Raw genomic sequence first — 24,031 nt, 5'->3', positions numbered from 1 at the left:
GGAGGCGATGGTGGGGCGCATGTCCGACGACCTGACGGGGGGCGCGTCCACCGGGCGTGCGCCGAAGCCCCCGGACCGCCGGCCGCGGCTGTTGCTCGTCGAGGACGATGCCGACCTGTCGACGATGCTCGAGCAGCTGCTGACCGAGGAGGGGTACGCGGTCACGCCCGTCCGCGACGGGCAGGCGGGGCTGCATCAGGGCCTGGTGCGGGAGTGGGATGTCCTCGTCGTGGACCGCGGCCTGCCCGGCATCGAGGGAGTCGACCTCGTCTCGCGCCTGCGGACGAAGGGCCTGGCCGTACCGATCCTCTTCCTCACGGCCCGCGGCACCGTGGCCGACCGGGTCGAGGGGCTCGACGCCGGCGCGCAGGACTACGTCGTCAAGCCGTTCGACGTCGAGGAGCTCCTCGCCCGGCTCCGCGCGCTGCTGCGCCCGCGCGGCGGCGGGGCCGCGGAGCTGGCGGTGGGCTCGCGGCGCCTGGTCGTCGGCGAGCAGCGGGTCGTCGGTGACCGGGACGACGTCGTGCTGTCGCGGCGCGAGGCGGCGCTGCTCGAGGTGCTCGCTCGCCGGCCGACCCGCGTCTTCACCCGGGAGGAGCTGCTCGACCGGGCCTTCGACCGCGCCGACACCCTCGGCGCCGTCGACACCTACGTCCACTACCTGCGTCGCAAGCTCGGCAAGCGGGTCGTCGAGACCGTCCACGGTGTCGGCTACCGGCTGGGGCGCTCGTGAGCCGGGGCGCCGAGGAGCGGCCGGCGCGACCGCCCCGCGCCCAGCCGGACCCGGTCGGGCGGGCCGCGCGGTCGATCGCGGTCCGGGTCGGGTCCGCGACGGCGCTCGTCGTGCTGCTGGCCATCCTCGGCGCCGGGCTCCTCTTCGACCGGCAGCAGGCCACCGAGATCCGTCGCCAGGTCGACGCATCGGCCGCGACGGTCGACGACGTCGTCGACTCCCCACCGGGCATCTGGCTCGTCGAGCTGACCTCCCAGGGGACGAGGTCGACGACGGGAATGCCGCCGGCCGTGGAGCAGGCGGCAGCCGCGGCGTTGCGCTCTGCCGGGGTGAGAGCGCAGGTGACGGGCCCGCAACGGCCGTTCGCGGTCCCCGTCGAGGCCGACGGTCGCGACTGGCCCGCAGCCGCCGTGCAGCGCGAGAACCACAGGTACGCAGCGGTGTACGACATCCGCGTCCATGCGTCGCAGGAACGCAGCCTCCTCGTCGCGATGGGCGTCGCCGGGCTGCTCGGTGTCGGGCTCTCCGCGCTGACCGGGTGGCTGGCAGGCCGCAGGGCCGTGCGGCCCCTGGCCGACGCGCTCGAGCTGCAGCGTCAGTTCGTCGCCGACGCGAGCCACGAGCTGCGGACCCCACTGAGCGTCATCAGCATCCGCGCGCAGCTGTTGCGTCGCCACCTGCGGGCGCAGGGACGCGACGACCTCCGGACCGAGGTCGACCAGCTCGTCGAGGACACGAAGGTCATGAGCGACGTCGTGTCCGACCTCCTGCTGTCGGCCCAGCTCGACGCCGGTGACGCGAGCCGCGAACCGGTCAACGTCGTGCACGTGGCCGAGCAGGTCGGGCGTTCCCTGGAGCCGTACGCGGCCGCGGCCGGGGTGGCGCTGTCCTGGCCCGATTCGGCGACGCGGCGACCGGTCGTCGTCGACGGCGTGACCTCGAGCCTGCGCCGGGCCGTCCTGGCGCTGGTCGACAACGCCGTGGCGCACTCGACCGGTGGTGCCGCCGTCGAGGTGCAGGTCGCGACGGACGAGGGGTCGCGCGTCCGGCTCGACGTCGTGGACCACGGGCCGGGCGTGGACCCGGACGACCTACAGGTGCTGACGCGCCGCTTCGCCCGCGCTGCGGCCGAGGACGGCGCGGGCCGCCGGTTCGGGCTGGGCCTGGCCCTCGTGACCCAGATCGTCCGCTCGCACGGCGGGTCGCTCGAGGTCGTCGAGACGCCGGGTGGGGGCGCCACCTTCCGGGTCGTCCTGCCCCTGGCAGTCGGGCCCGAGGACGACTGAGGCGTAAGGCGCCCCACGCACTCGAACACGGCGAACGCGGGTGGCCTCACCGGGCCACCCGCGTCCGTCTCCCGCCCCTCAGCGGAGTGTCGTGCTCACTTGAGCTTGAAGAGGGCGCTCAGGCTGCTGCCGTCCTGCGTCGTCATCGTCACCTGGTAGCACGCGCCCGCCGTCTTCGGCGTCTGCCAGTTCTGGATGAACTGGCCCGCCGTCGCGTCGTAGCGCAGGCTGGTGCCACCGGTCGTGACGAGCTCGACGTCATCCGCGGTGCCGCTGTTGCAGGCGACTCCCTTGACCGAGAACGACTTGACCGTGGAGGTGCTCGTCAGCTCGGTGTTGCCGGCGAAGACCTCGAACTTGAGTGGGACAGTCGAGCCGGCCTTGACTGTGTTGACGATGGTGCCCATGTCGACCGGCTGGTAGAAGCCCTTGAGCGTCCAGGCCTTCACCTCGTACGGCATCGTGGCGGTCGACGTCCGGCCGGCCTTGTCGGCGCCCGTCGCGACGAGCGTGTGCGGGCCGACGGCGGTCGAGTAGCCGGTCACGACGCACGTGTCCGGCCCCGAGACGGCGTCCGCGACGGTGCAGGTCGGCTGGGCCGGCACCTGGCCGTAGTAGTACGCAGTGTCGAAGGTCGAGTCGAACGTGGCTGTCGGGTCCGTCAGGTCGATCTTGAACGTGCCGGACGCCGCACCCGTGGGCGTGGTGTTGCCGGCGTGGTCCGTGACGGCTGGGCTGTTGACGACGACGGCAGACCCCTCGCCGACCGAGGACGCCGTGAGCTGCGAGGCGTCGACGCCGGACGTCGCGTCCGACACGTCGAACGTCGCTGTGACGGGGCTGACGTACCAGCCGTTGGCCCCTGCCGTGCCCGAGGCGGAGCCGTACGTCACGGTGGGGGCGGTCGCGTCACGCTTGATGCCGTCCGTGACCACCGGACCCGTCGACCCACCGGCGCTCGTGGCCGAGCACGCATAGGTCGTCGCGACCTGGTCGCTCGCGATGGTCTGGTCGACACACCCGGTCTTCACCAGGGAGCCGGGCGACTCGTCCTCGGACACGTTCCACGTCAGCGTCACGTCGCTTCGGTACCAGCCGGCCAGCCCGTCCGGGGCGGTCGGGTTCAGCGTGTAGGTGATCACGGGCGCCGAGACGTCCTCGATCGAGTAGGTCGCCGAGCCCGAGGCCGTGAGACCGCCGGCGTCGGTGTAGGAGCAGCTCGCGGTCTGGGACCCGATGCCGTCCGACGCGTAGGGCCCCGTCACGGCCGACAGCGTGGCCGGGAAGCTGGACGGGCCGTCCTCCGCGTCGGCGACGACGCACGTCGCTGCGGGCACCGCGCCCTTGGCGTACGAGGCACCCGGGCTCACGCCCGTGACGTCGACCGACGGTGCCGAGTTGCTCGACCCGGTCACGCGCGCGAAGAAGGTGGCTGGCGCCAGGTTGAAGGTGCCCTGGGAGTCGTTGAACGTCTCCTGGAGCGAGATCGTGGCATCACCGGCGGTCAGCGGAGTGACCGTGACGGTCTTGACGTCACCGCAGCTCGCGAACGTCAGTGAGCTGGGTGAGACGGTGGCCACGGTGGGCGCGTCGGACACGACCGAGACCTGAAGCACCGTCTGTCCGGTGAGGTTGCAGCCGTTCTTGCCGCCGTCGTCGTTCGTGGGGCTCACGACCAGGGTGGTGCTCTTGGGCGCGCCCCCGACGTTGAGGCTCATGATCTCGGCAGTGGCGTCGATCGAGGTGTCGAGCTGGTTGGCGATGTCGTCCGCGAGAGCGACTCCTCCGGCGGCAGCGACGAGTGTGGTGGCCGCTGCAATCGCAGCGCCGATTGTTCGGAATCGCATGGACCCCTACTCCTCCCCTTGATGGCATGCCGACCAGTGCCCCCGCAGTGCCGGCCCTCGTCACCCTAGAGAGTGATTTATGGGTCCGTTGCCTTATTGAGAATGATTGATCGTGATTCTTTCCGACCCTTTTGGAAATTGTAGTAAATGGGGTGAAGACGTCATACGGAATATAAGGAACTAATCGGACAAAGGGCAGTGGCCCGGAAGTGTAAAGGCAATCGAGTCGCCCGTTGCGGCCGGTCCTGAACGGGAGGACGCGGGTGCCCTTTCCGGGCACCCGCGTCCGTTTGTCTCCCGCCCCTCAGCGGAGGCCGATGTTGACGTAGTAGGTCTGGCCGTCGTCGAGGGTCACACCCACTCGCCAGTAGCTACCGGCCTGCGTCTTGTCGGTCTTCCAGTTGTACTGGTACTGCGTGCCGTCCCAGGTGTACGTGCCGCCCACCGTCTCTGCCGCCGTGTAGGACGACTCGTTGACGGCGGCCGTCGTGGCACTGCCCTTGACCGGCAGGAACCACTTCGGTGCGGAACCGGCCTGGATGACCGTCCCCGCTGCGTTCTTCAGCTGGAACTTCATCGGGATGGTCTGACCGGCGTTGAAGACGCTGGTAGCCAGGCCGGTCTGGTGCGCGGTGTCGTTCACCGGCTGGAGGAACAGCGTCGTGCCGTAGCCGTAGACCACCGTGTAGGTGACCGTGGCTGTGCCGACGTTTCCAGCCTTGTCCGTTGCCGTCGCCGTGTAGGTGAAGGTGCCCACCCCGTTGGCCGTGCCGCCGGTCCTGGTGCCCGTGGCCGGAGCGGCCAGGCCACTCGTCCCGTCGGTGGCCGAGGCCGTGGCGGTCGGGACCGCGCCGACGGTGTAGACAGCGCCGTCCTTCACACCGCCGATGGAGACGACCGGTGCCACGGTGTCGACGTTGATCCCGCTGACGGTGGTCGTGCCCTTGTTGCCGGCGTTGTCGACGGCCGTGCCCGTGGCGCTGTTCGCACCCTGAGCCGAGAGCGTCGCGTCGGGCTGGCAGCTGGCGATGCCGCTGACCGCGTCCTGGCAGTCGAACTGCACCGTGACGGGGGAGCTGTACCAGCCGGCAGCGTTCGGGCTGGTGGTCGCCTTGCCGGTGATCGTCGGGACGGTCTTGTCCACCAGGACGGTGACCGTGCCGGCGGTCTCGGTGTTGCCGGCGTTGTCGACGCTCCAGTAGGAGACCTTGTGGGTGCCCTCGCTGGTGACGCTGACCGAGGTGCCGGTCTGCGGCGCCCCGCCGTCGACCGCGTAGTACGTGCTCGCGACACCCGACAGGTTGTCGGTCGCGCTGAGCTTCACGGTGACGTCGCTGTTCTGCCAGCCGCTGGGCGCGGTGGCGTCGGTGCTCGGGGCGTGCCGGTCGATCTTGATACCGCCCAGCGTCGCGCCCTTGGTGTTGCCCGCCTTATCGCTGACCGACGCGCCGACCGAGAGGTTGTCGCCCTCACCGGTGACGACCGAGTTGGCCGGGGTGGCGCCGTCGATCCCGGAGAGGGAGTCGCCGGCGGTCCACTTCACGGTGACGTCGCCGTTGTACCAGCCGTTAACGTTCGGAGCCGTGGTGGCGGCGCCGCTCAGGGTCGGGTCGGTCTTGTCGACGTTGATCCCGGTGATGCTGAACGGGTCACTGGCGTTGTCAGCTGCGTCCGTGGCGGTACCACCGGCGCTCTGGTTGGCACCCTCGCCCAGGGTCTTGGCCACGGGGCAGGACAGGATGCCTGAGAGGCCGTCCTGGTCGGCGCACGTGAACGTCGCGGTGACGTCCGCGTTGAACCAACCCTTGCCGTTCGCGTCGGCCGACAGGATGCCGGTGACGGTGGGCTTGGTCTTGTCGACGTTGACCGTGGTCTCGTCGGTGGCCGAGTTGCCGGCCTTGTCCGTGGCGGTGCCCTGAACCTTCTGCGCGGCGCCCTCGCCCTTGGTGACGGGCGCGGTGCAGCTGGCGATACCGGAGCCGCTGTCGGTGCACGTGAAGGTGACGGTCACGTCGCTGTTGTTCCAGCTCCGCGTGTTGGCGGCCGGCGCCTGCGTGTGGCTGATGCCAGGTGCCGTCTTGTCGATCTTCACCTCGATGTTCTTCTGCGCCTCGACGTTGCCGGCGTTGTCCACGCTCCACACCTGGAGGGTGTGGACGCCCTCGCTGTCGATGGTGATGCTGGTGCCGGTACCGACGGCATCCTTGTCCAGCTGGTAGTGCGTCGCCGCAACACCGGACAGGTTGTCACCGGCGGTGAGGGTCACCGTGACGGAGCTGTTGCTCCAGTCGGAGACGTCCGAGACCGTGGTGCTCGGTGCGGTCCGGTCGATCTTGACCGGGGCGCTCTTCGCGGAGGTCTCGTTGCCGGCCAGGTCGCGGACCGAGGCCCCGGTCGTGAGCCCGGTGCCCTCGCCGACGATGGTGCTGTCGGCCGGGGCCGCACCGTCGATGCCCGAGAGGGCGTCCGCGGCGGTCCACTTGACGGTGACGTCGCCGTTGTACCAGCCCGCCCCGTTCGGCCCGGTGGTCGCCGCCCCATTCAGGGTCGGGGCAGTCTCGTCGACGTTGATCGGGCCCACGGCGACGTTGTCGGAGTTGCCGGCGGTGTCCGTTGCGGTGCCCTTGGCTGTCTGCGCCTTGCCCTCGCCCAGCGTGTCAGGCGACGAACAGTCCGCGATTCCGGAGAGCGCGTCCTTGCAGGAATAGCTCACCTTGACGTCCCCGGCGTACCAGTTGTTGGTGTTCGCGGCGCGGTCCGGCGCACCGGTGATGGTCGGCTTGACGGTGTCGATGCTCACCGTGGCGTCGTCCGTCTGGGTGTTGCCGGCGTTGTCGACGGCGGTGCCCGGAACGGCCCGGTCCTGACCGTCGGTGCTCACCTTCGCGTCGGGCGAGCAGGTCGCCACGCCGGAGAGCTTGTCGTCGCACTGGTAGGCGACGGTGACCGGGGTGTTGTTCCAGCCCTTGGTGTTCGGAGCCGGGGTGACGGTGTGGCCGACGGTCGGCTTCGTGAGGTCGATCTTCACCGTGGCGGTCTGTGCCGCCTCGGTGTTGCCGGCCTGGTCCACGCTCCAGTACTTCAGGGTGTGGACACCCTCGGAGTTGATCGTGAACGAGGTGCCCTTGACGGCGTCACCGTTGTCGACCGCGTAGTAGGTCGCGTCGACGCCGGACAGGCCGTCTTCGGCGTGGAGGGAGACCGTCACCGCGGTGTTGTTCCAGCCGCCGGGTGCGTCAGCACCGGTGGTCGGGGCCGTGCGGTCGATGTTGACTGCAGCGCTGTCGGCGGTGGTGCTGTTGCCGGCCTTGTCGGTCACCGTGGCGGTGTCCTTGAGGCCGCTGCCCTCACCGGTGATGGTGCTGTCGGCCGGAGCCGAAGCCACACCGGAGCGGTCGTCGCCGGCGGTCCAGGCGATCCTGACGTCGCCCGTGTACCAACCGTTGGCGTTCGGGGCGGCGGTGGGCTTGCCGCTCAGCGTCGGCGCGGTCTCGTCGACGTTGATGCCGCCGACCGTGGTGGTGGCCGAGTTGCCGGCCGCGTCGACCGCGGTGCCCTCGAGCGACTGGTTGGTGCCCTCACCGAAGGTCTTGTCCGCGGTGACGGTGTCGATGCCGGACAGGGCGTCCTGGCCGTCGAAGTGGACGGTGACGTCGGTGTTGTTCCAGCCGTTGACGTTGGCGGCCGGGGCGCGGCTGCCGGTGATGGTGGGCTTGGTCTTGTCCAGGCTCACCGTGGCCGGGTCGGTCGCGGTGTTGCCCGCGTTGTCCTTGGCCGTGCCCGTCACCGTCAGAGCCTTGACTTCATCTGTGACGCTCTGGGGCCCGGTGCAGCTCGCGATCCCGGATAGCGTCGCCTGGTCGTCGCAGGTGAAGGTGACAGTGACGTCAGCGTTGTTCCAGCCGTTGCTGTTCGCCGCCGGGCTGAGCTTGTGCGAGATGGTCGGGTTGCTCTTGTCGATCTGAACGGTCACCGCCCGGGTCGCCTCCACGTTGCCGGCCTTGTCAACCGAGAAGTAGGTGACGCCGTGAGCGCCCTCGCTGGTGAGGGTGACGGTGGTGCCGGTCTGCTGGGCGCCGCCGTCGACCGCGTAGTACGTGGCGTCGACACCGGAGAGCGCGTCGTGCGGCGTCAGGGTGACGTCGACACTGCTGTTGACCCAGCCGCTGGGGGCTGAGACGTCGGTGCTCGGCGCGGTCTTGTCGATCTTGACCGGCTCGCTGGTGGCGCTGGTCGTGTTGCCGGCCTTGTCCGAGACGGACGCGGAGGCGGTCTGGCCCTCACCCTCGGTCGACAGGACCGAGTCGGCGGGCTTGTCACCGGCGAGGCCGGAGAGCGCGTCGTCAGCGGACCAGGTCTGCGTGACGTTCGTGTTGTACCAGCCGTTCCCGTTTGGGGTCGTGGTCGGAGCGGCGCTCAGGTTCGGCGGGGTCTTGTCGACGTTGATGCCCGAGACCGTCGCCGTGCCAGCGTTTCCGGCGTTGTCCACCGCGGTGCCGGTGACGCTCTGGTTTGCGCCCTCACCGAGGTGCTGGGGTCCGGTGACGGTGTCGATGCCGGAGACGCCGTCCTTGCCGTCGAAGGAGACGGTGACGTCGTCGGAGTACCAGCCGGCGGCGTTCGCGGCCCGATCCGGCGCTCCCGTGATGGTCGGGGCGGTCTTGTCGATGTTGACGGTGGCGGTGCCGGTCAGGCTGTTGCCGGCGTTGTCGGTCGCCGTGCCGGTGACCTCCTGCGCCTTGCCCTCGGTGCTCACTGTCTGCGGGGTGGTGCAGTCCTTCAGGCCGGACAGGTTGACCTGGTCGCTGCACGCGAAGCTGACCGAGACGTCGGTGTTGTTCCAGCCGTTCGCGTTCTGCGCGGGCGCCTGGCTGGGCGTGATGCTCGGCGAGGACAGGTCCACCTTGACGGTGAAGGACTTGGCGCTCTCCTTGTTGCCGGCGTTGTCCACCGAGTAGTAGCTGACGGTGTGGATGCCCTCGGCGCCGACCGTGACGGTGTTGCCCTTGGTCGGGGTGGAGGCGCCGTCGACGGCGTAGTAGGTGCTGTCGACGTCAGACAGGTTGTCGTTGGCCGTCAGGCCGACGGTGACCGGGGCGTTGACCCAGCCGTCCGGCACTCCGGTGGCCGTGGTGCCCGGTGCGGTGCGGTCGACCTTGATGCCGTCTACCGTCGCCGAGGTGGTGTGGCCCGCCTTGTCGCTGACGCTGGCCGAGGCGGAGAGGTCGCCGCCCTCGCCCTTGACGACCGAGTCGGCCGGGCAGGCGACGACGCCGGACAGGTTGTCGGCGCAGGTCCAGTGGACCGTCACGTCGCCGGTGAACCAGCCGTTGCCGTTCGGGGTGCCGAGGACCTTGCCCGTGATGGTCGGAGCGGTCTTGTCGACGTTGACGGCCGAGGTGGTCACCGAGGCGCTGTTGCCGGCGGCGTCCGTGGCGGTCGCGGTGTCGGTCTGGGCGGCGCCCTCACCGAAGGTGTGGGCCGTGTCCTGGGTCTTGATGCCGGACAGCGCGTCGGAGGAGGTGTAGGTGGCGGTGACGTCGTCGCCGTACCAGCCATTGGCGTTCGGCGCCGGCAAGGCGTCCACGGTGATGACCGGCTTGGTCTTGTCGATGCTGACTGCGGTCGGGTCGGTCGCGGTGTTGCCGGCGTTGTCTGTCACGGTTCCGGTGACGGCCTGCGCCTTGCCCTCCGTGGTGACCGTCTGGGGGCCGGTGCAGCTGGCCACGCCGGACAGCGCGTCCGAGCAGGTGAACGTGACAGTCACGTTGGCGTTGTTCCAGCCGTCGGCGTTGGCGGCCGGGCTCTGGGTGTGGCCGATCGTCGGCGAGGTCTTGTCGATGCCGAAGCTGACCGTGTGTGCCGCCTCCGTGTTGCCGGCGAGGTCGGTGCTCCAGAACTTGAGCGTGTGGTTGCCCTCGGCGGTCACTGGCACGCTGGTGCCGACGGTCTGCGCGCCGCCGTCGAGCTGGTAGAACGTCTTGTCGACGCCGGACAGCCCGTCGTTGGGGACCAAGGTCAGCGTGACGTCGCTCTTGTTCCACGCCGGGGGCGCGGTGACGGTGGTGTTGGGCGCGGTGCGGTCGATCTTGACCGGCGCGCTCTCCGCGTTGGTCGAGTTGCCGGCCTTGTCGGTGGCCGTCGCGCTGGCGGTGAGAGCGGTGCCCTCACCGGTGACCAGGCTGTTGGCCGGGTTGGTCGTGCCGGAGAGGCCGTCGGTGGCGGTCCACGCGACGGTGACGTCGCCGCGATACCAGCCGGCGGCGTTCGGGCTCGTGGTCGGCGCACCGGAGAGCGTCGGAGCCACCTTGTCGATGTTGATGCCGCTCACCGTCGCGCTCGCCGTGTTGTCGGCGTTGTCGGTGACGGTGCCCGTGACCGACTGGTTCGCCGCGCTGGTGCTGAGCGTCGTCGGTGCGCTCGAGGACTTCACGCCGGACGTGGCGTCGCTCGGCGTGAAGGACACCGTGACGTCGGTGTTGTTCCAGCCGTTGGCATTCGCGGCAGGCGTGCGAGCTCCGACGATGGTCGGGGCCGTCTTGTCCAGCTTCACCTGTACGGAGCCGTTACCGATGTTCCCGAGCTTGTCGGTCGCCGTCGCGGTCTTCGTCACCGTGCCGTCAGCCGTCACGCTGTCCGTGGCGGGGGTCGGGCCGCTGCCAAGCCCCGCCGGGTCGTCCGCGGACCAGGCGATGCCGACGTTGGTCCGGTACCAACCAGCGCCGTTCGCAGGCGAAGAGGAGCTGAGGGCTGCGGTCACCGTTGGGCCGGTGCCGTCGGCTACCACACTCGCGGAACTGGTGTCGACGCCGCCGCTGCAGCCCTGGGAGTTGTTGTTGCTGCCGGCCTTGATGGTGACGACCTGCGCGCCGGTTGCCCCCGTCGGAACGGTGAAGTCGAACAGGAAAGGAGAGGCGCCCGAGACTATGCGTCCGGTGAAGGCCCCCGAGACGTCCACGCACTTGGTGGCGCTGTCCGCGTTCACGGTCAGCCTGACTGCGGCGCCCGGCTTGGCATACACGGTGCCGTTGACGGTAGAGGTGCCAGTTCCGCCGAAGCTTGCTGACGTGAGAGTGGCCGCATAGGCGGCAACGCTGGCCCCGGTGGCCAGGAGCGTGATGCTGGCAGCAGAAGCAGCCAAGAGCCTACGTGCAGGCATGAGTCGGTTCCCTCCCGTATGAAGTCGACGGATTCGCCCCCGCGAGTCGACGTGGTCACGTTAAGGGCCGTGGAAGAGCGGCGTCTGCCGAATGGGAAAGGGTCGGGAAATGCCGCTGGTTCGCGAGCATGTCCATTTGTCCGAATTGTGAAGATCGGTCAGTGACCGAAGGTTTCGTACGCTGGCCACAGCCCTCGAGGGCTGCGGCCGCCGGGGCCGGAGGAGGCCCCGCAACCGGTCTCTCCTGACCAGGCTGACGCCGCTTCCGGGGAACTCCCGTCGGTAGCTCGAGGCGAGGTGCTCGACTGCCACCACATCTTGGGGCTGGCCTCCCGAGGGTGACCCTCCACCCCTCGTCGTGCGGCGGATATCTTTCTCGGACAACGTGTTTCGCTACTGATGATCGGCGTCGAAGGGCCAGCGGGAGCTGTTGTTGGGTGCTCCGGTGCGGGCCCCTGCTGGTGGTGCCGCCGACCGCCGCGGGGCTGTTCCTGGCCGCCTGAGGGCGCAGCCCGGCGCTGCGCCACGCGCCCTGCTGATGCAGATGTCGAGCTCCGGGGCGTCGACGTCCGGGCTGTCCGGATCGTTTGCACATTTGAACGCGCCACTCGAGAGCAGCCGAGCGTTTGCACATTTGAACGCGGCTCGACCGCCTCTTCGGCGTTTGCATAGTTGAACGCCGAAATCATCCGGCGATGCGGAATTGCTTTTACGTTTTCCCTGTGCCGTGGGGGCGGCGCTCCACCGACTCTTGTCGCCCAGCGGAGGGGGACCCGCACGTGGACAGCCAGCGGAGCCTTCCGCGGGACGCGTTGTCGTACCCCGTGCGCGGTGGCGCTGACCGACCGGTCGGCTGCCCGGCCTGGTGCGTGCAGCGACACGGCACTCGGCAGGGCGAGGACGACCAGATCCACGTGAGCGTCGAGCTGCTCGTGCGGGGGACGTCGCTGCGCCTGTGCACGACCATCGACCCGGCGACGCAGCAGGCCGACGGCCCCTACGTCGTGGTGGGCCCGGACGAGTACACGCTGCACGAGGCCGACGCGCTCATCGACGCGCTGACCCAGCTCGTCGACGAGGGGATGGGCGTCACTCGCCGCGAAGGAGCCTGAAGGCGCTCTCGCGGTCCTTGACCCGCAGCTTCTTCAGCACGGACGAGACGTGCACGCGGACGGTCGTCGCCGACAGGAAGAGGCGCCCGGCGACGTCCTCGGTGCTGAGGCCCTCGCTGAGCAGCTGCATGACCTCCCACTCGCGTGCGCTGAGCTTGGCGGCGGCGACGCTGGGGCGTCCGAACCGACGCTTCGACGGCGTCCGGAACTCGTCCATGATCCGGGCCACCAACCGGGCCGGCATGGCCGCCTCCCCGGTGAGCACCCCGCGCAGCAGGTCGGCCAGCTTGCCGGGGTCCGTGTCCTTGAGCAGGTACCCGGACGCGCCGGCGCGCAGGGAGTCGAAGAGGTCCTCGTCCTCCGCCGACTGGGTGAGCATGACGACCGCCACCTCGGGCGAGGACCGCACGATGTCACGCGCGGCCTGGATCCCGCTGCCGGGCATGTGGATGTCGAGCAGCGCGACGTCGGGCCGGTACTCGGCCACCAGGCGCACCGCGTCCTCGGCCGTCGCTCCCTCGCCGACGACCTCGCACCCGCCGCCCTCGAGGGCGGCCCGGACGCGTCCGCGCATGCGCGCGTGGTCGTCGGCGATGACGACGCGCAGCGTCACCACGTCACCGCCACGGTCGTACCGCGACCGGGAGCGGAGTCGATGACGAACGACGCGTGCAGGCCCCGGGCCCGCTCCTCCATGCTCGTCAGGCCGTACCCCGTGGACTGCATCCTGGCGGCCACCGGGTCGAAGCCGGCGCCGTCGTCCTCGACGAGCAGCCGACGAAACTGCTCGTCGCGCGCCAGGCACAGGTGGATGCGCTGGGCCCGACCGTGCCTGATGGCGTTCGACACGGCCTCGCGGGTGATCCGCACGAGCGCATGGCGCTCGTCCGCGTCGGCGCGCACCGAGTCGTCGAGCTCGACCTCGAGCGTCGCGTGGTACCGCTCGGCGACCTGCCGGGCCGCGCGGTGCAGGACGAAGCCGAGCGGCTCGTCGGAGCTGCGGCCCAGGGCGTCGACGGCTGCGCGCGCCTCGTCGAGCGCGCGGTCGCACGCGTCGACGATGCGCCCGCGGGCGGTGGGGTCGGAGTCGACGAGGAAGCTCTCCAGACGGATGTACGACAGCTCCTGGATGACGCCGTCGTGCAGCTCGCGGGCCAGCCGACGACGGTCGTCGAGGACCGCTGCCCGTGCCTGCGCCGTCCAGTAGTGGCTGATCTCCCGGGCGGCACCGAGGAGCAGCACGACGTAACAGGCCGTGCGCAGCAGGTCCCCCGTGTAGAGCCAGTCGCTGTAGAGGGAGGGGAAGAGGAGGTAGTTGAGCCGTGCGAACGCGGCCAGCGCGAAGGCCGGGCCGAGCACCCAGATCAGCTCGTCGGCGGCCTCCCGCTCCTGCCGTCCGCGTCGGGCGAAGAGGACCGAGGCGACGGCGAAGCACAGGGCGGTCAGCCCGTGGGCCCAGAGCAGCGCCGGGTGTCCGGTGATGACGGGGTGCTGGGCAGATGCAGGCGGGGTCTCCGACAGGGCCGCGGGCAGCACGCCCCGCCAGGCCCAGGCCAGCGCGGACGCGGCGACGACGGCCACCCAGGGCGCGATCCAGCCCAGGCCGTGACCGACGCGGGCCAGGCGCCCACCAACCAGCGACGCGATGACGACCAGGACCGCGCCGAGGAGGCGCAACGCCACGGGCAGCCACACGCCGATCCGTTCGTCGTCGACGCCGAGCAGGTGCAGCGCGAGGGTCAAGCCGACCCCGGCGATACCCAGCAGGAAGAGGCCGTCGGCGAGCAGGAGGTCCTGCAGCCGCCCGGACCGGCTGTAGCGTCCGAAGACGAGGTAGGCGACGAGCAGGGCGATCCCGCTGTCGATGCAGTCCAGGACGAGGTGCAGCTCCGGGCTGTGGTAGGCGAACAGGAGGTACGGCGTGCCGAGGATGGCGCCCGTGACGAGGAGGCCGATGGCCCACCCGGCCAGGGTGGGTGCCACCGACGCGCGCAGCGCACGGACCGGTCCTCGCCGACCGGACCCCCCCTCGTGGTCCATGGACCGGAGTCTAGGTTCGGGGTTCGCCGCGGGTATGCGGATTGAGCACCTTGGGTCAGAAAACGGTAAAAAAACTCAGGTCACGGCGTCGAGGACGAGCTCGCCGACGTGGCGCATGCCGCGCAGCACGGCCCAGACGGTGAGGTGGTCGAGGGAGGTGCCGACCGCTGGGTCCCAGTTCGCCACGGCCGCCCACGTGACGGTGCGACCCTCGACGGTGACGCCGCCGACGTCGGCCCGCACGCCGGCGTCGGTGCCGGTCTTGTTCCAGACGACGCGCTCCTCGCCCAGGGACACGTGGTGCGCGATGGGATCGAGCCCGGCCTGGTCGACGAGGGCGGAGCCGACCATCGTCTGGTCGACGTTGGCCGAGAGCCACTGTCGCACGAGGCGGTCCGGCTCCGGACCGATCGCGGTGCCGGACGCCAGGCGCGTCATGAGGTCGCTGAGCTCTGCAGCGCTGCCCGTCGAGAGGGTGGCCGGGTGCTCGTCGGAGCGGACGTCGCGGACGCGGTCGTGCAGCGCCGTCGACCGCATGCCCAGCGCGGTGGCGCGGGCTGCGACCTCGGCCAGGCCCACGCGTCGGAGCAGGACGTTCGTCGCCAGGTTGTCGGACACGGCCCCGACCAGCGCCGCGACGTCGACGAGGGGGAGCGTCTCGACGGAGAGGGTGTGCCAGAGCCCGGAGTCGCCGACCCAGAGGTCGACCGAGCGGGTCAGCGGCTCGTCGGGGGACAGGTCGCCGTCGGCGATGCCGCGAGCGGCCTCGAGGAGGAGCAGCACCTTGCCCACCGACGCCGTGCGCAGGGGTGAGTCCGCGTTGTCGGCCGCGAGCGGGGTGCCGTCGGCGTCGCGCAGGCACACCGACCACGTGACCCCGCCGGCGTCGGGAAGCTCGAGGTCCATCAGTCCAGCGACCCCAGCCACGAGAGGAGCGCCTCGTTGACCTTCTCCGGCGCCTCCTCGGTGAGGAAGTGGCCGGCCCCCTCGATCTTGAGGCATCGGTAGTCGCCGGGGACGAACGCACCGGAGCCGTACGTCGGACCCGGCAGCACGCAGCCGTCCTCGGTGCCCTGCAGCTGCAGGACCGGGACGCGGACGGCGTGGCGGACGCGACGCATGAACAGCGGCCCGTCGGGTCGGACCGACGAACGCCCCAGCCACCGGTAGTGCTCGGCGGCGGAGTGGGCCACGAAGGGGATCATCATCGCGTCGCCGTAGCGACGCACGTCCTCGTCCGTGGGGAAGTCGCCGAACGGCGAGGCCCACGCCCGCATCAGGTTGCCCACGTACTCGTGCGACTCGGCCATCTCGCGCTCGGGCACGAAGGGGCGCTGCAGCCCGGCGATCCAGGCCGACGCGCGCCGTTGTCGGCGGTCGGTCCACGTCGCGTGGCGCATGATCCGCGGGTGCGGCATCGACAGCGACGCGACGGCGCGGGTGACGTCACGACGGAACGTCGGCATCGACCACGCGATCCAGCCGCCGAGGCCCTGGCCGACGAGGACGGCGTGCTTCTCGCCGAGGGCGCGGACGACGCTCGCGGCGTCGAGAGTCGACATGTACGTGTCGTAGCCGCGCGGGGGCTTGTCGCTCCCGCCGTACCCCCGCAGGTCCATGGCAGCGGCCCGGTAGCCGGCATCGGCGAGGGCCACCATCTGGTGGCGCCACGTGTACCAGAACTGCGGAAACCCGTGCAGGAGAAGAACGAGCGGCCCGTCGCCCATCTCGGCCACGTGGAACCGGGCTCCGTTCGCCGAGACGTACCGGTGCTCCCACGGTCCCTCGACATTGACGAACGCAGCGTCGACTGGCATGGAACCGTGCGGGGTGTGCTCAGGCGTCGCGCGAGGCGTCGACGGCAGCAGTGGACGTGGTGCTGGACGCCGCGGGAAGGTCGTGGCGGTCCCACTCGGGGCGCGGCGCGGGCACGACGGTGCCGGGGTTCTCGACCGCGGCCTTGACCCCCGCAACCGTCAGCTGCGCGTTGGCGATGGTCTTCTCGGGAGTCGGCTTGACGGTCTTCATGCTGCGCATGCCGAGCATCGCGAGGATGCCGGCGACGATGAGCATGAAGACCGTGACGATGAGGAAGCTGAGCCAGCGCGGCAGGCCGAGGGCCTGGATACCCTCGGCGATCGTCGTGAAGATGAAGTAGACCGAGTAGAAGAGGACGACACCGGCGGCCGCGAGCAGCCCACCACCCTTGCCGGCCTTCTTGAACTGGCCCGACAGCTCCGCCTTGGCCAGAGCGATCTCGCTGCGGATGAGGCTCGAGATGTCCTGGGTCGCGGACGCGACCAGCTGGCCGAGGGTCCGCTCCTGCCGGGGGTCCATACTCATCGGCTCTCTTCCTCGCTCTCGCTCGGGGTGCACGCGGGACGCGTGCCTACCGGGTGTCACCCTACTGCCCGGTCCCATACCCCACGCCGCAGGTGACGCCTCAGGGCGCCCACGGCAGCAGAGCGGGCGCGGGATCGAGGATGTACAGGTACCGGATCCACAGCCATTGCGACCAGAGCCCGAGAGCCAGCACGGCCACGAACCCGATGGCACGGGCCGCCACCGGTCCGCGCGTCAAGGGCGCGACGGCGAGAACCACGAGCAGAGGAGTCGCCAGCAGTAGGTACCGGACGACGCCGGGCGTGACGGGCGTGACGAGGATGACGAAGAGCACATACGAGGCGCCCCAGACACGGACCTCCTGCGCGACGCCGAAACGCCCGGCGGCGACCAGCGTGCCGACCAGCACGATGACCAGGACCAGAGCGAGCAGCACCACCGGAACGGTCCCGCCGGCCCGCCACAGGTCACCGAACCAGCCGAAGGCAAAGCTCCGGAGCATCGAGGACGCCCGGGCAGAACCGGTCAACGGCCCGCTGCCAGCACGCACGGCTTCGTCCCCGGCGAGCGCGCCGGCGACGGTGGTCCACAACCACGGGGACAGCAGCGCGGCCAGTGCACACGCTGCTGCGGCCGCTTGCCGGAGCCCGGACGGGCGCGTCTCCGGGTGCCGACGCCACGACCACCACTGTGCTGCGAAGACGACGGCAAGCGGCGCCGCCACCGGCCGGGTCAGCGCCAGCAGGAGGATGCCGATGAACGCGAAGGCGTACCGGTGCGATCTGGCGGACATGAGCACCGCCAGGAGCAAGACCAGAGCGGCCGGCTCGCTGTAGGCCAGGGCGAACAACGGGGCTGACGGAAAGGCGTTGAGGGCGAGCGCCGCCGCGCCGGCGAGGGGAACGCCCATGGACGGTTGAAGCAGCCTGAGCACCAGCACGGTCGCGAGGGCGCCGAGCACGAGGTTGAGCGCGACCGCCGCCGTCGGGAACCCGAGGCCCGTAACAGTCATGACGAGCCGGGCGAGGGCCGGGAACAGCGGAGGGAAGGCCCAGGTCCACGCATCGTTCGGTGAGCGAACGTCGGACCCCGACGGATAGCCGCTCGTGGCGATGCGTTCGTACCACTGCCCGTCCCAGTTGGCGAGGACGCCGCCGATTCCGGGCGCGGCAGGTGTGGCGGTGTGCACGAAGTACTCGGAGGGGCTGCCGGCGGGGTTCGGCGGCCCGCTTGCTGCCTGTGCGGAGGAGGACAACCACAGCTGCGTGAGGTTCAGCATGCGCAGTACGGCGTACGCGACGACGAGCGCCATGAGTGATCGTTTGGGCCACGGCTCGCGGCCACCGGCGCCGACGGCGGAGCCGGCGACTCCCGGGTCGCGTGGTTGCGTGAGCATTGCGTGCAAGATATCCGTCGGACGTCACGCATGGAGTGGTTCCACGCACGGGGCGCCTCGCGGGGTTCGTCGCACAGCCGCGCCGGCTCAGCGCTCCACGTCGTCCGCATAGACGTCCGGCACGCCGTCGCGGTCACGGTCCTCGGTTTCGCGGAGCGCCACCAGCCGGTAGTGCCGGTTGCGCAAGCGGAGGATCAGTGTGGCGAGGAGGGCGGCGATGAGGCTGCCAGTGAGAACGGCGAGCTTGACGTGCTCGTCCCGGGCAGATCCGGTGCCGAAGGCGAGCTCACCGACAAGGAGGCTCACGGTGAACCCCACACCCGCGAGGACGGACAGGCCGAGGACATCCGTCCACGAGAGGTCGGGGTCCAGCTCGGCGCGGGTGAAACGCGCCACCGCCCAGGTCCCCCCGAGCACCCCCACGGCCTTGCCGGCGACGAGCCCGACGACGACGCCGACAGCAGCCGCGTCGGTGAGGGCGGCGGTGAGGCCCCCACCGACGACGGTGACGCCGGCAGCGAAGAAGGCGAAGACCGGTACCGCGAAGCCTGCGGAGAACGGCCGCAGTTTCTGCTCCATCCGCTCGGCGAGGGTCTGCACGTCAGGGTCCTCCTCCCGCTCGCGGTTGACCGGAACGAGGAGCCCGAGGAGGACGCCGGCGACCGTCGCGTGGATGCCGCTGGCGTGGACGAACCCCCAGGCCAACAGGGCCGGCGCCGCGAGGACGACGGGGTTGGTCAGCTTGCGCTGCAGGAGGACTCGCCAGACGGAGAGAGGCACGACGGCCGCGAGCAGCCACAGCGGCCGCAGCGAGTCCGTGTAGAAGACGGCGATGATCGTGATGGCGATGAGGTCGTCGACGACCGCCAGCGTGAGGAGGAACGAGCGCAGGGCGCTCGGCAGGTGGGTGCCGATGACGGCGAGGACCGCCAGGGCGAAGGCGATGTCGGTCGCGGTCGGTACGGCCCAGCCGCGCAGCGTCGACGAGAGGCTCGCTGGGTCAGACCCGCGCAGCATCAGGAGAACCGTCCCTGCATAGAGCAGGGCAGGGAGCGCGACACCGCAGGCCGCGGCGGCGATGGGCAGGGCCGCCTTGCGCCGGTCCGACAGGTCGCCGGCGACGAACTCTCGTTTCAGCTCGATGCCGGCGACGAGGAAGAACAGGGCGAGCAGGCCGTCGGCCGCCCAGGTGCCGAGGCTGAGGTCCAGGTGGACCCCTCCCCACCCGACGACCGTGTCGCGCAGGCTCGCGTACCCGTCACGCCACGGGCTGTTCGCCCAGACCAGCGCCGCCACGGCCGCCGCCAGCAGGATCGCCCCGCCGACGGTCTCCTGGCGAAGCACCTCCGCCACGTAGCGGGCATCGCGCCACGTGCCGCGTCCCAGGATGCGCCTCCTCGCGGTGCGCGCGGGTGCGTCCTGCGGCGTGTGTCGGTCGTGCGTCACGGCTGCCTCCGGGGTCGACGACGAGGGACGCCGACCAGACTTCCCGGCACACCGTGACCGCGCGCTCCTGCGCGCACGACCGGGACAGAGTCTACCGACGCCGCAGAGGCTCCGCCGAGCCGGACGCCGGCATCCCCCGTAGTGGGTCCGCCTCCACCGTCGAGTGGGCGAAATCCTTTGGGCGCGCAGCAAATCGGACTAATCGGGCAACCGACGTTTCCGCGCCAACTGGGCGCTATCGTCTGCTCCAGGGGGCAAACGACCACATCGGCATGGGCTTGGGGGAGCACATGAGTGAGAAGCCTGCAGGCTGGTACTACATCGGCGACGGACAGCTCCGTTACCGCGACGACTACGGCTGGACCGAGTTCGTCATGGACACGAACGACCCGCGCGCCCGTGACTGGCCGCCGCCGACACCGCGCACCATGCTCCAGCAGGTCCGCGACGCCGAGGCCGCGGGTGCAGCACAGCACACCAAGCCCCGACGCCGATTCGGCTGGAAGTCCCGCCGCGACGGTGCCGTGCGCTGACCTGGGCAGCGACAACGCCACGACAGCTGGGCCTCAAGGCCCTGCCGGAAGAACCGTCCCCAGGTTGTCGGAGCAGGAAAATCGGGACGGGCCAAGTTTCGCGAAGGCCGCCGGGTGCTGCATGCAGCCCGTAGCCTGACCGGGTGCTATCGGGGTTCGCCAAGCCTGTGCCAACCGAGTGCCCCTCGAGGGTGCCGCCGTGCTGAGGCGTCGAAGGGCGCTGCATCTATCGGGGCAGGCAATGGTGACCTTGTCCTTGGCGTGCACGGCGGCCTCAGGGGCCACCTTCATTGCCCTAGCCCCCCGCCTCACGGACTCCGAACAGTTCACAGGGGTGGCGCTGGCCTGGACGTGGTCGACCATCTTCGGTCTGGGTGTCTCAATTCCGACCGAGCAACTCATGAACCGCAAGGGCAACGTTGGGGAGAATTGGGCCTCCTCCCGCTTGCGGCGTCGTCTATGGGTTTGCGGCTTGATTGCCGTGGTCGCCATTGGCGTTTTCGCCAAGGTGTCGCATCTCGGGGCACAAGGCTTTCCCTTCTTCGTGTCCGGAGCGGTGGCGGTCTCGGGCTGGGTCGCCGTCGCGTGGAGCCGTGGTCGCTCATTGGGAGCAGGCCAGACCACGTCCTATGCCACATCCCAACTGGTTGAGGCAGCCTCGCGGTTCGTCATGGTTGGTACCAGTTTCGCGCTAGGTGGCTCGAGTTGGATCGTGGCATATGGCGCCGTGGGTCTTCCTCTTTGGCTGGCGGCATTCAGTGGGACGCGCACCCCAGCCGCGTCGTCACGTGCTGCTGACGACGTGACGGACGGTCCGGATGAATCTCTCGCGGCCGAGCACCTGCACTTTGTGTTCGTAGCGCTGGGGTACCAGATATGTCTCAGTGGCCCCCCTGTTCTCTTGGGTGTTCTGGCGTCTATTCCACAGAACGCGATGTTGGGCGCGTTCGCGTTGGCGAGCTCCTTGATGCGCGCTCCCGCAGTGCTTGCCGGCGGTGTCACTGTCACTGCTCTGTCGGATATCGCGAGGTTCGGGGCTCAGGACGGAACCGGGGTGCGCGCTCGGGTGTGGCAGGCACATCGTCAGGCCGTTGGGATCACGGTGCTGGCGACTCTAGCCGTACTCGTGATGGCCCCCGTCGTCCTGCCATCTTTGTATGGCGCGCCGCTGGGTCTCTCCACCTGGACGTACGTATGGTTAGGCGTCGACACGTGCCTATGTGTGGGAGCCAGTGTGGTCAGCACGGCACTGCTCGGCCTCCGCCACGGCGGTGCCGCTGCGACGTGCTGGCTCCTGGGCGCGGCCACATCAGTCGGGGTTGCCACCTTCGTTCCCGCTGAGGTTGGGCTCCTTGGACCCGGGCTTGTGATGGGCCCGGCCACTGCCTACCTACTCATGTCAATGCATGTGCACCGAAAGGTCCGTATCCCTTCGTCGCGGCCGGTATCCCAGTAGGGTCTGACAGACGCCGCGAGTCTGAAGGCCAACATGATTTCAACGATCGCACGGAGGTAGGGGCGTGAAGGGATGAAGCGATACCCGGTGGGCGCCCCCGACATTGGTGCTCTGGAAATGGCGAACGTCGCCGACGCCCTCCGTTCAACGTGGATCTCGTCGAGCGGACCCTATCTCGACCAATTCGAGCACCGGTTTGCCCAGCAGTGCGGGGCGCGGTTCGCGATCGCCTGCGCAAACGGCACCGTGGCCCTGCACCTAGCCCTTGCCGCGCTCGACATCGGCCCGGGTGACGAAGTCATCGTTCCGTCTCTCACTTATGTCGCCACCGCAAATGCTGTGACATACACGGGTGCCAGGCCTGTCTTCTGTGACGTGGACGCAGATACTTGGTGTCTGGATCCCCGGGACGTCGAATCTCGAATTACACCCCGCACGAAGGCCGTCATCGCTGTCCACCTCTATGGTCACCCCGCCGACATGACTTCCCTGAATGCACTCTGCTCCGCACGCCAAATCGAGCTCCTTGAGGATGCGGCGGAGGCGCCATTTGCGACCATCGGTGGCGCGAGGGTCGGCGCGCTAGGCAAAATCGGAACCTTCTCGTTCTATGGAAACAAGATCATCACCTCGGGCGAGGGCGGAGCAGTAACCACGAACAATCCGGAGATTGCCCAGCGATTGCGGCTCTTGCGTGGCCAAGGGATGGACCCGAACCGTCGTTACTTCTTTCCCGTTGTGGGCTACAACTACAGACTCACCAACGTGGCAGCCGCTATGCTCTGTGCCCAGATCGATCGCGCCGACGAACTTCTGCGGAGACGGCGCTCCCTTTTCCAGTCGTATCAGTCTGCCTTGGCAGCGGTTGAAGGCGTGACCTTCCAGAAGGCAGCACCGGATGTCGAATGTTCACCCTGGATGTTCAGCCTGCTGCTGCCTGAGCGCCTCACCGCTTCTCGCGACGAGATCATGTCGCGGTTGGAGGATGCAGGAGTGGAGACGCGCCCCCTCTTCTACCCCCTTCATAAATTGCCGCCGTATGTTCGTCTGGAGACCGGACGGCTGCCCCAGACTGAGCGGATCGCGCGGCGGGGTCTCAGCTTGCCCACCAGTTCGTTGATGACGGTGGTTGATGCGGAAGAGGTCAGCAGTCGGTTCTGCCGGGTTCTGAGCGCGCTATGACACATGTCGCGATAGACGCCCGCATCGCCCGTGGGATCTCCGGCGGGGTGGCACAGGTCGTCATGGGGATGGGGCAAGGCTTCAAAGGTGCTTCGATCGACGGGCTGACGCGAACTTGGATCGTCACGTCCGACTCAATGAGGTGGGTGGCGAAATTTGTCCCGCCCGGTGACAACTTTCTGGTGTCTGAGTCGCCGGTGGAGCGGTTAGGCATGCGCGTGGCCGCGTTGGCTCCGAACTTCGTGAGCAAGGCTAGGCCCTATGTTGAGTCCGTCCGAGGTTCACATTTCCTCAGGGGGGACAGACCTTCTGGTATCGAGATAGAGCTGCGGAGTCGCGGAGTGCAGGTCGTGCACGTTCCGTTTCAGGAGGGCCTATCTTCCGGATTGCCTACCATCTACCATCCCCATGACCTCCAGCATGTATATATGCCGCAGTTCTTCTCGCGGGCTCAGATCAACCGCCGAGAGAAGGCATGGCGCGCGAAGGCGCTGCGGGCGAATGCCGTTAGTGTGGGGACGCGATCGGTTGCCGACGACGTGGTCAACTTCTGGGGAGTCGACAGCGAGAAGGTGTTCACCATACCGCTGGCGCCGGTTCTTTCGCGGGGGCATGTGGCTCCGACGCCAGCAGAACCGCCGGCGGAGCCGTTTGTCCTGTATCCGGCCGCCTTCTGGCCTCACAAGAACCATCTCGTGCTGATCGACGCAGTCGCCGCGGTGCGGCGTCGAGGCGTACGTCTTTCGCTGCGACTACCAGGGGCGGCCGTAGGGAATTACGAGGCCATACGCGCCCGGGTTCTGGAGCACGGTTTCGACCCGCGGGAGGTGCTTCCCGGGTACGTAACAGATGATGGACTTGCGAATCTGTTCAGTAGGTGTTCCATGGTTGTCGTACCGTCTCTGTTCGAGGCGGCTAGTTTTCCCATCTGGGAGGCTTACGCGAACTCGAAGCCGGTGATTGCTGCCCGAACTACCTCGTTGCCTGCCCAAGTAGGAGACGGCGGTCGACTTTTCTCACCCACCGATGCTGATGAGCTGGCTGAGGCGATCTACGACTTGATGACAGATGACCAGCAGCGCGCCGCACTTGGCGTTCGGGGAAAGGCGTGGGCCTCTGAATTCACCTGGGAGAGAATGGTTCTGGCGTCTACCGCTCTGTACCGTCGTGCCGTCGGTGATTCGCCGCATGCGCTGGAAGAAGAGGCTCTGGTCTCGGGACCCTTCATCTAGGTTGGGTGATAGTCATGTGGGATCAAGGCTGCGTTCCCATCGCCAACGACGGCTCGAGGGGTTTGCTTCTCGTCGGCTGTCCGTGTGGGGGTGCCAAGGGCAGGGTCCGTTGCTGAAATGGTCGAAGATGAGTCTCATGAGGTTGGGAGGAGCCCGATGACCAAGCGTGCCCTGATCACCGGCATCACCGGCCAGGACGGCTCCTATCTCGCGGAGCTTCTGCTGTCGAAGGGGTATGAGGTCCACGGCCTCATCCGACGCGCGTC

17 protein-coding genes are annotated in these 24,031 nt (G+C 69.1%); 8 read left to right on the top strand and 9 right to left on the bottom strand.

The genetic code is table 11. The features are described 5' to 3' along the window. Positions 1-19: 19 nt before the first annotated feature. Entirely contained in the window at positions 20-733 is a 714-nt protein-coding gene (locus ACPYOM_RS04890; protein ID WP_481345109.1) for a response regulator transcription factor, read from the top strand. Next, complete coding sequence (locus ACPYOM_RS04885; RefSeq protein ID WP_481345108.1) at positions 730-2,019, top strand: sensor histidine kinase; 1,290 nt, start codon at positions 730-732, stop codon at positions 2,017-2,019. Before ACPYOM_RS04890 ends, ACPYOM_RS04885 begins: the two co-directional genes overlap by 4 nt. Positions 2,020-2,114: 95 nt before the next feature. Here the strand turns inward: ACPYOM_RS04885 and ACPYOM_RS04880 are convergent, their stop codons facing one another. Both ACPYOM_RS04880 and ACPYOM_RS04875 read right to left on the bottom strand, forming a co-directional pair. Further along, positions 2,115-3,866, bottom strand: a complete 1,752-nt coding sequence (locus tag ACPYOM_RS04880; RefSeq protein WP_481345107.1) for a PxKF domain-containing protein — start codon at positions 3,864-3,866, stop codon at positions 2,115-2,117. 304 nt (positions 3,867-4,170) lie between these two features. Continuing rightward, a complete protein-coding gene (locus ACPYOM_RS04875) occupies positions 4,171-10,197 on the bottom strand; it encodes an OmpL47-type beta-barrel domain-containing protein (RefSeq protein WP_481345106.1) in 6,027 nt (2,008 codons plus the stop codon). Here ACPYOM_RS04875 and ACPYOM_RS04870 point away from each other — a divergent pair. After that, positions 10,175-10,951: a hypothetical protein gene (locus ACPYOM_RS04870; RefSeq protein ID WP_481345105.1), complete on the top strand. Its 777-nt coding sequence runs from the start codon at positions 10,175-10,177 to the stop codon at positions 10,949-10,951. The genes ACPYOM_RS04875 and ACPYOM_RS04870 overlap by 23 nt on opposite strands. Positions 10,952-11,720: 769 nt before the next feature. After that, entirely contained in the window at positions 11,721-12,137 is a 417-nt protein-coding gene (locus ACPYOM_RS04865; protein WP_481345104.1) for a DUF6907 domain-containing protein, read from the top strand. Here the strand turns inward: ACPYOM_RS04865 and ACPYOM_RS04860 are convergent. From ACPYOM_RS04860 to nhaA, 7 genes are all read right to left on the bottom strand, one after another. Next, positions 12,115-12,750, bottom strand: a complete 636-nt coding sequence (locus ACPYOM_RS04860) for a response regulator (RefSeq protein WP_481345102.1) — start codon at positions 12,748-12,750, stop codon at positions 12,115-12,117. The genes ACPYOM_RS04865 and ACPYOM_RS04860 overlap by 23 nt on opposite strands. Beyond that, a complete protein-coding gene (locus tag ACPYOM_RS04855; protein WP_481345101.1) occupies positions 12,747-14,177 on the bottom strand; it encodes a sensor histidine kinase in 1,431 nt (476 codons plus the stop codon). The genes ACPYOM_RS04860 and ACPYOM_RS04855 overlap by 4 nt, the downstream gene beginning before the upstream one ends. Positions 14,178-14,252: 75 nt before the next feature. After that, entirely contained in the window at positions 14,253-15,104 is an 852-nt protein-coding gene (locus ACPYOM_RS04850) for a serine hydrolase (RefSeq protein ID WP_481345100.1), read from the bottom strand. Further along, a complete protein-coding gene (locus tag ACPYOM_RS04845; RefSeq protein ID WP_481345099.1) occupies positions 15,083-15,994 on the bottom strand; it encodes an alpha/beta fold hydrolase in 912 nt (303 codons plus the stop codon). Before ACPYOM_RS04845 ends, ACPYOM_RS04850 begins: the two co-directional genes overlap by 22 nt. A gap of 19 nt (positions 15,995-16,013) precedes the next feature. Beyond that, positions 16,014-16,520, bottom strand: coding sequence for a phage holin family protein (locus ACPYOM_RS04840; protein ID WP_481345098.1), 507 nt, complete (start codon positions 16,518-16,520; stop codon positions 16,014-16,016). A gap of 100 nt (positions 16,521-16,620) precedes the next feature. Further along, positions 16,621-17,916 (bottom strand): hypothetical protein, encoded by a 1,296-nt coding sequence (locus ACPYOM_RS04835; protein WP_481345097.1) that lies wholly within the window; start codon positions 17,914-17,916, stop codon positions 16,621-16,623. An 87-nt stretch (positions 17,917-18,003) separates the two neighbouring features. Beyond that, positions 18,004-19,362: a Na+/H+ antiporter NhaA gene (gene nhaA, locus ACPYOM_RS04830; RefSeq protein WP_481345096.1), complete on the bottom strand. Its 1,359-nt coding sequence runs from the start codon at positions 19,360-19,362 to the stop codon at positions 18,004-18,006. A gap of 290 nt (positions 19,363-19,652) precedes the next feature. Between nhaA and ACPYOM_RS04825 the strand changes: the two genes are divergently transcribed. The 4 genes from ACPYOM_RS04825 to ACPYOM_RS04810 all read left to right on the top strand — a co-directional run. Further along, positions 19,653-19,895, top strand: coding sequence for a hypothetical protein (locus ACPYOM_RS04825; protein WP_481345095.1), 243 nt, complete (start codon positions 19,653-19,655; stop codon positions 19,893-19,895). Positions 19,896-21,438: 1,543 nt separating this feature from the next. After that, complete coding sequence (locus ACPYOM_RS04820; protein WP_481345094.1) at positions 21,439-22,533, top strand: DegT/DnrJ/EryC1/StrS family aminotransferase; 1,095 nt, start codon at positions 21,439-21,441, stop codon at positions 22,531-22,533. A gap of 428 nt (positions 22,534-22,961) precedes the next feature. Continuing rightward, a complete protein-coding gene (locus ACPYOM_RS04815) occupies positions 22,962-23,765 on the top strand; it encodes a glycosyltransferase family 4 protein (protein WP_481345093.1) in 804 nt (267 codons plus the stop codon). A gap of 156 nt (positions 23,766-23,921) precedes the next feature. Next, positions 23,922-24,031 (top strand): GDP-mannose 4,6-dehydratase (locus ACPYOM_RS04810; protein ID WP_481345121.1); only part of this gene is annotated, 110 nt, incomplete at its 3' end.

The organism is Monashia sp. HAY1-2A (assembly GCF_056755315.1).
The sequence above is the reverse complement of the archived record's forward strand: the minus strand, read 5'-3'. Positions and strand labels throughout refer to the sequence as shown.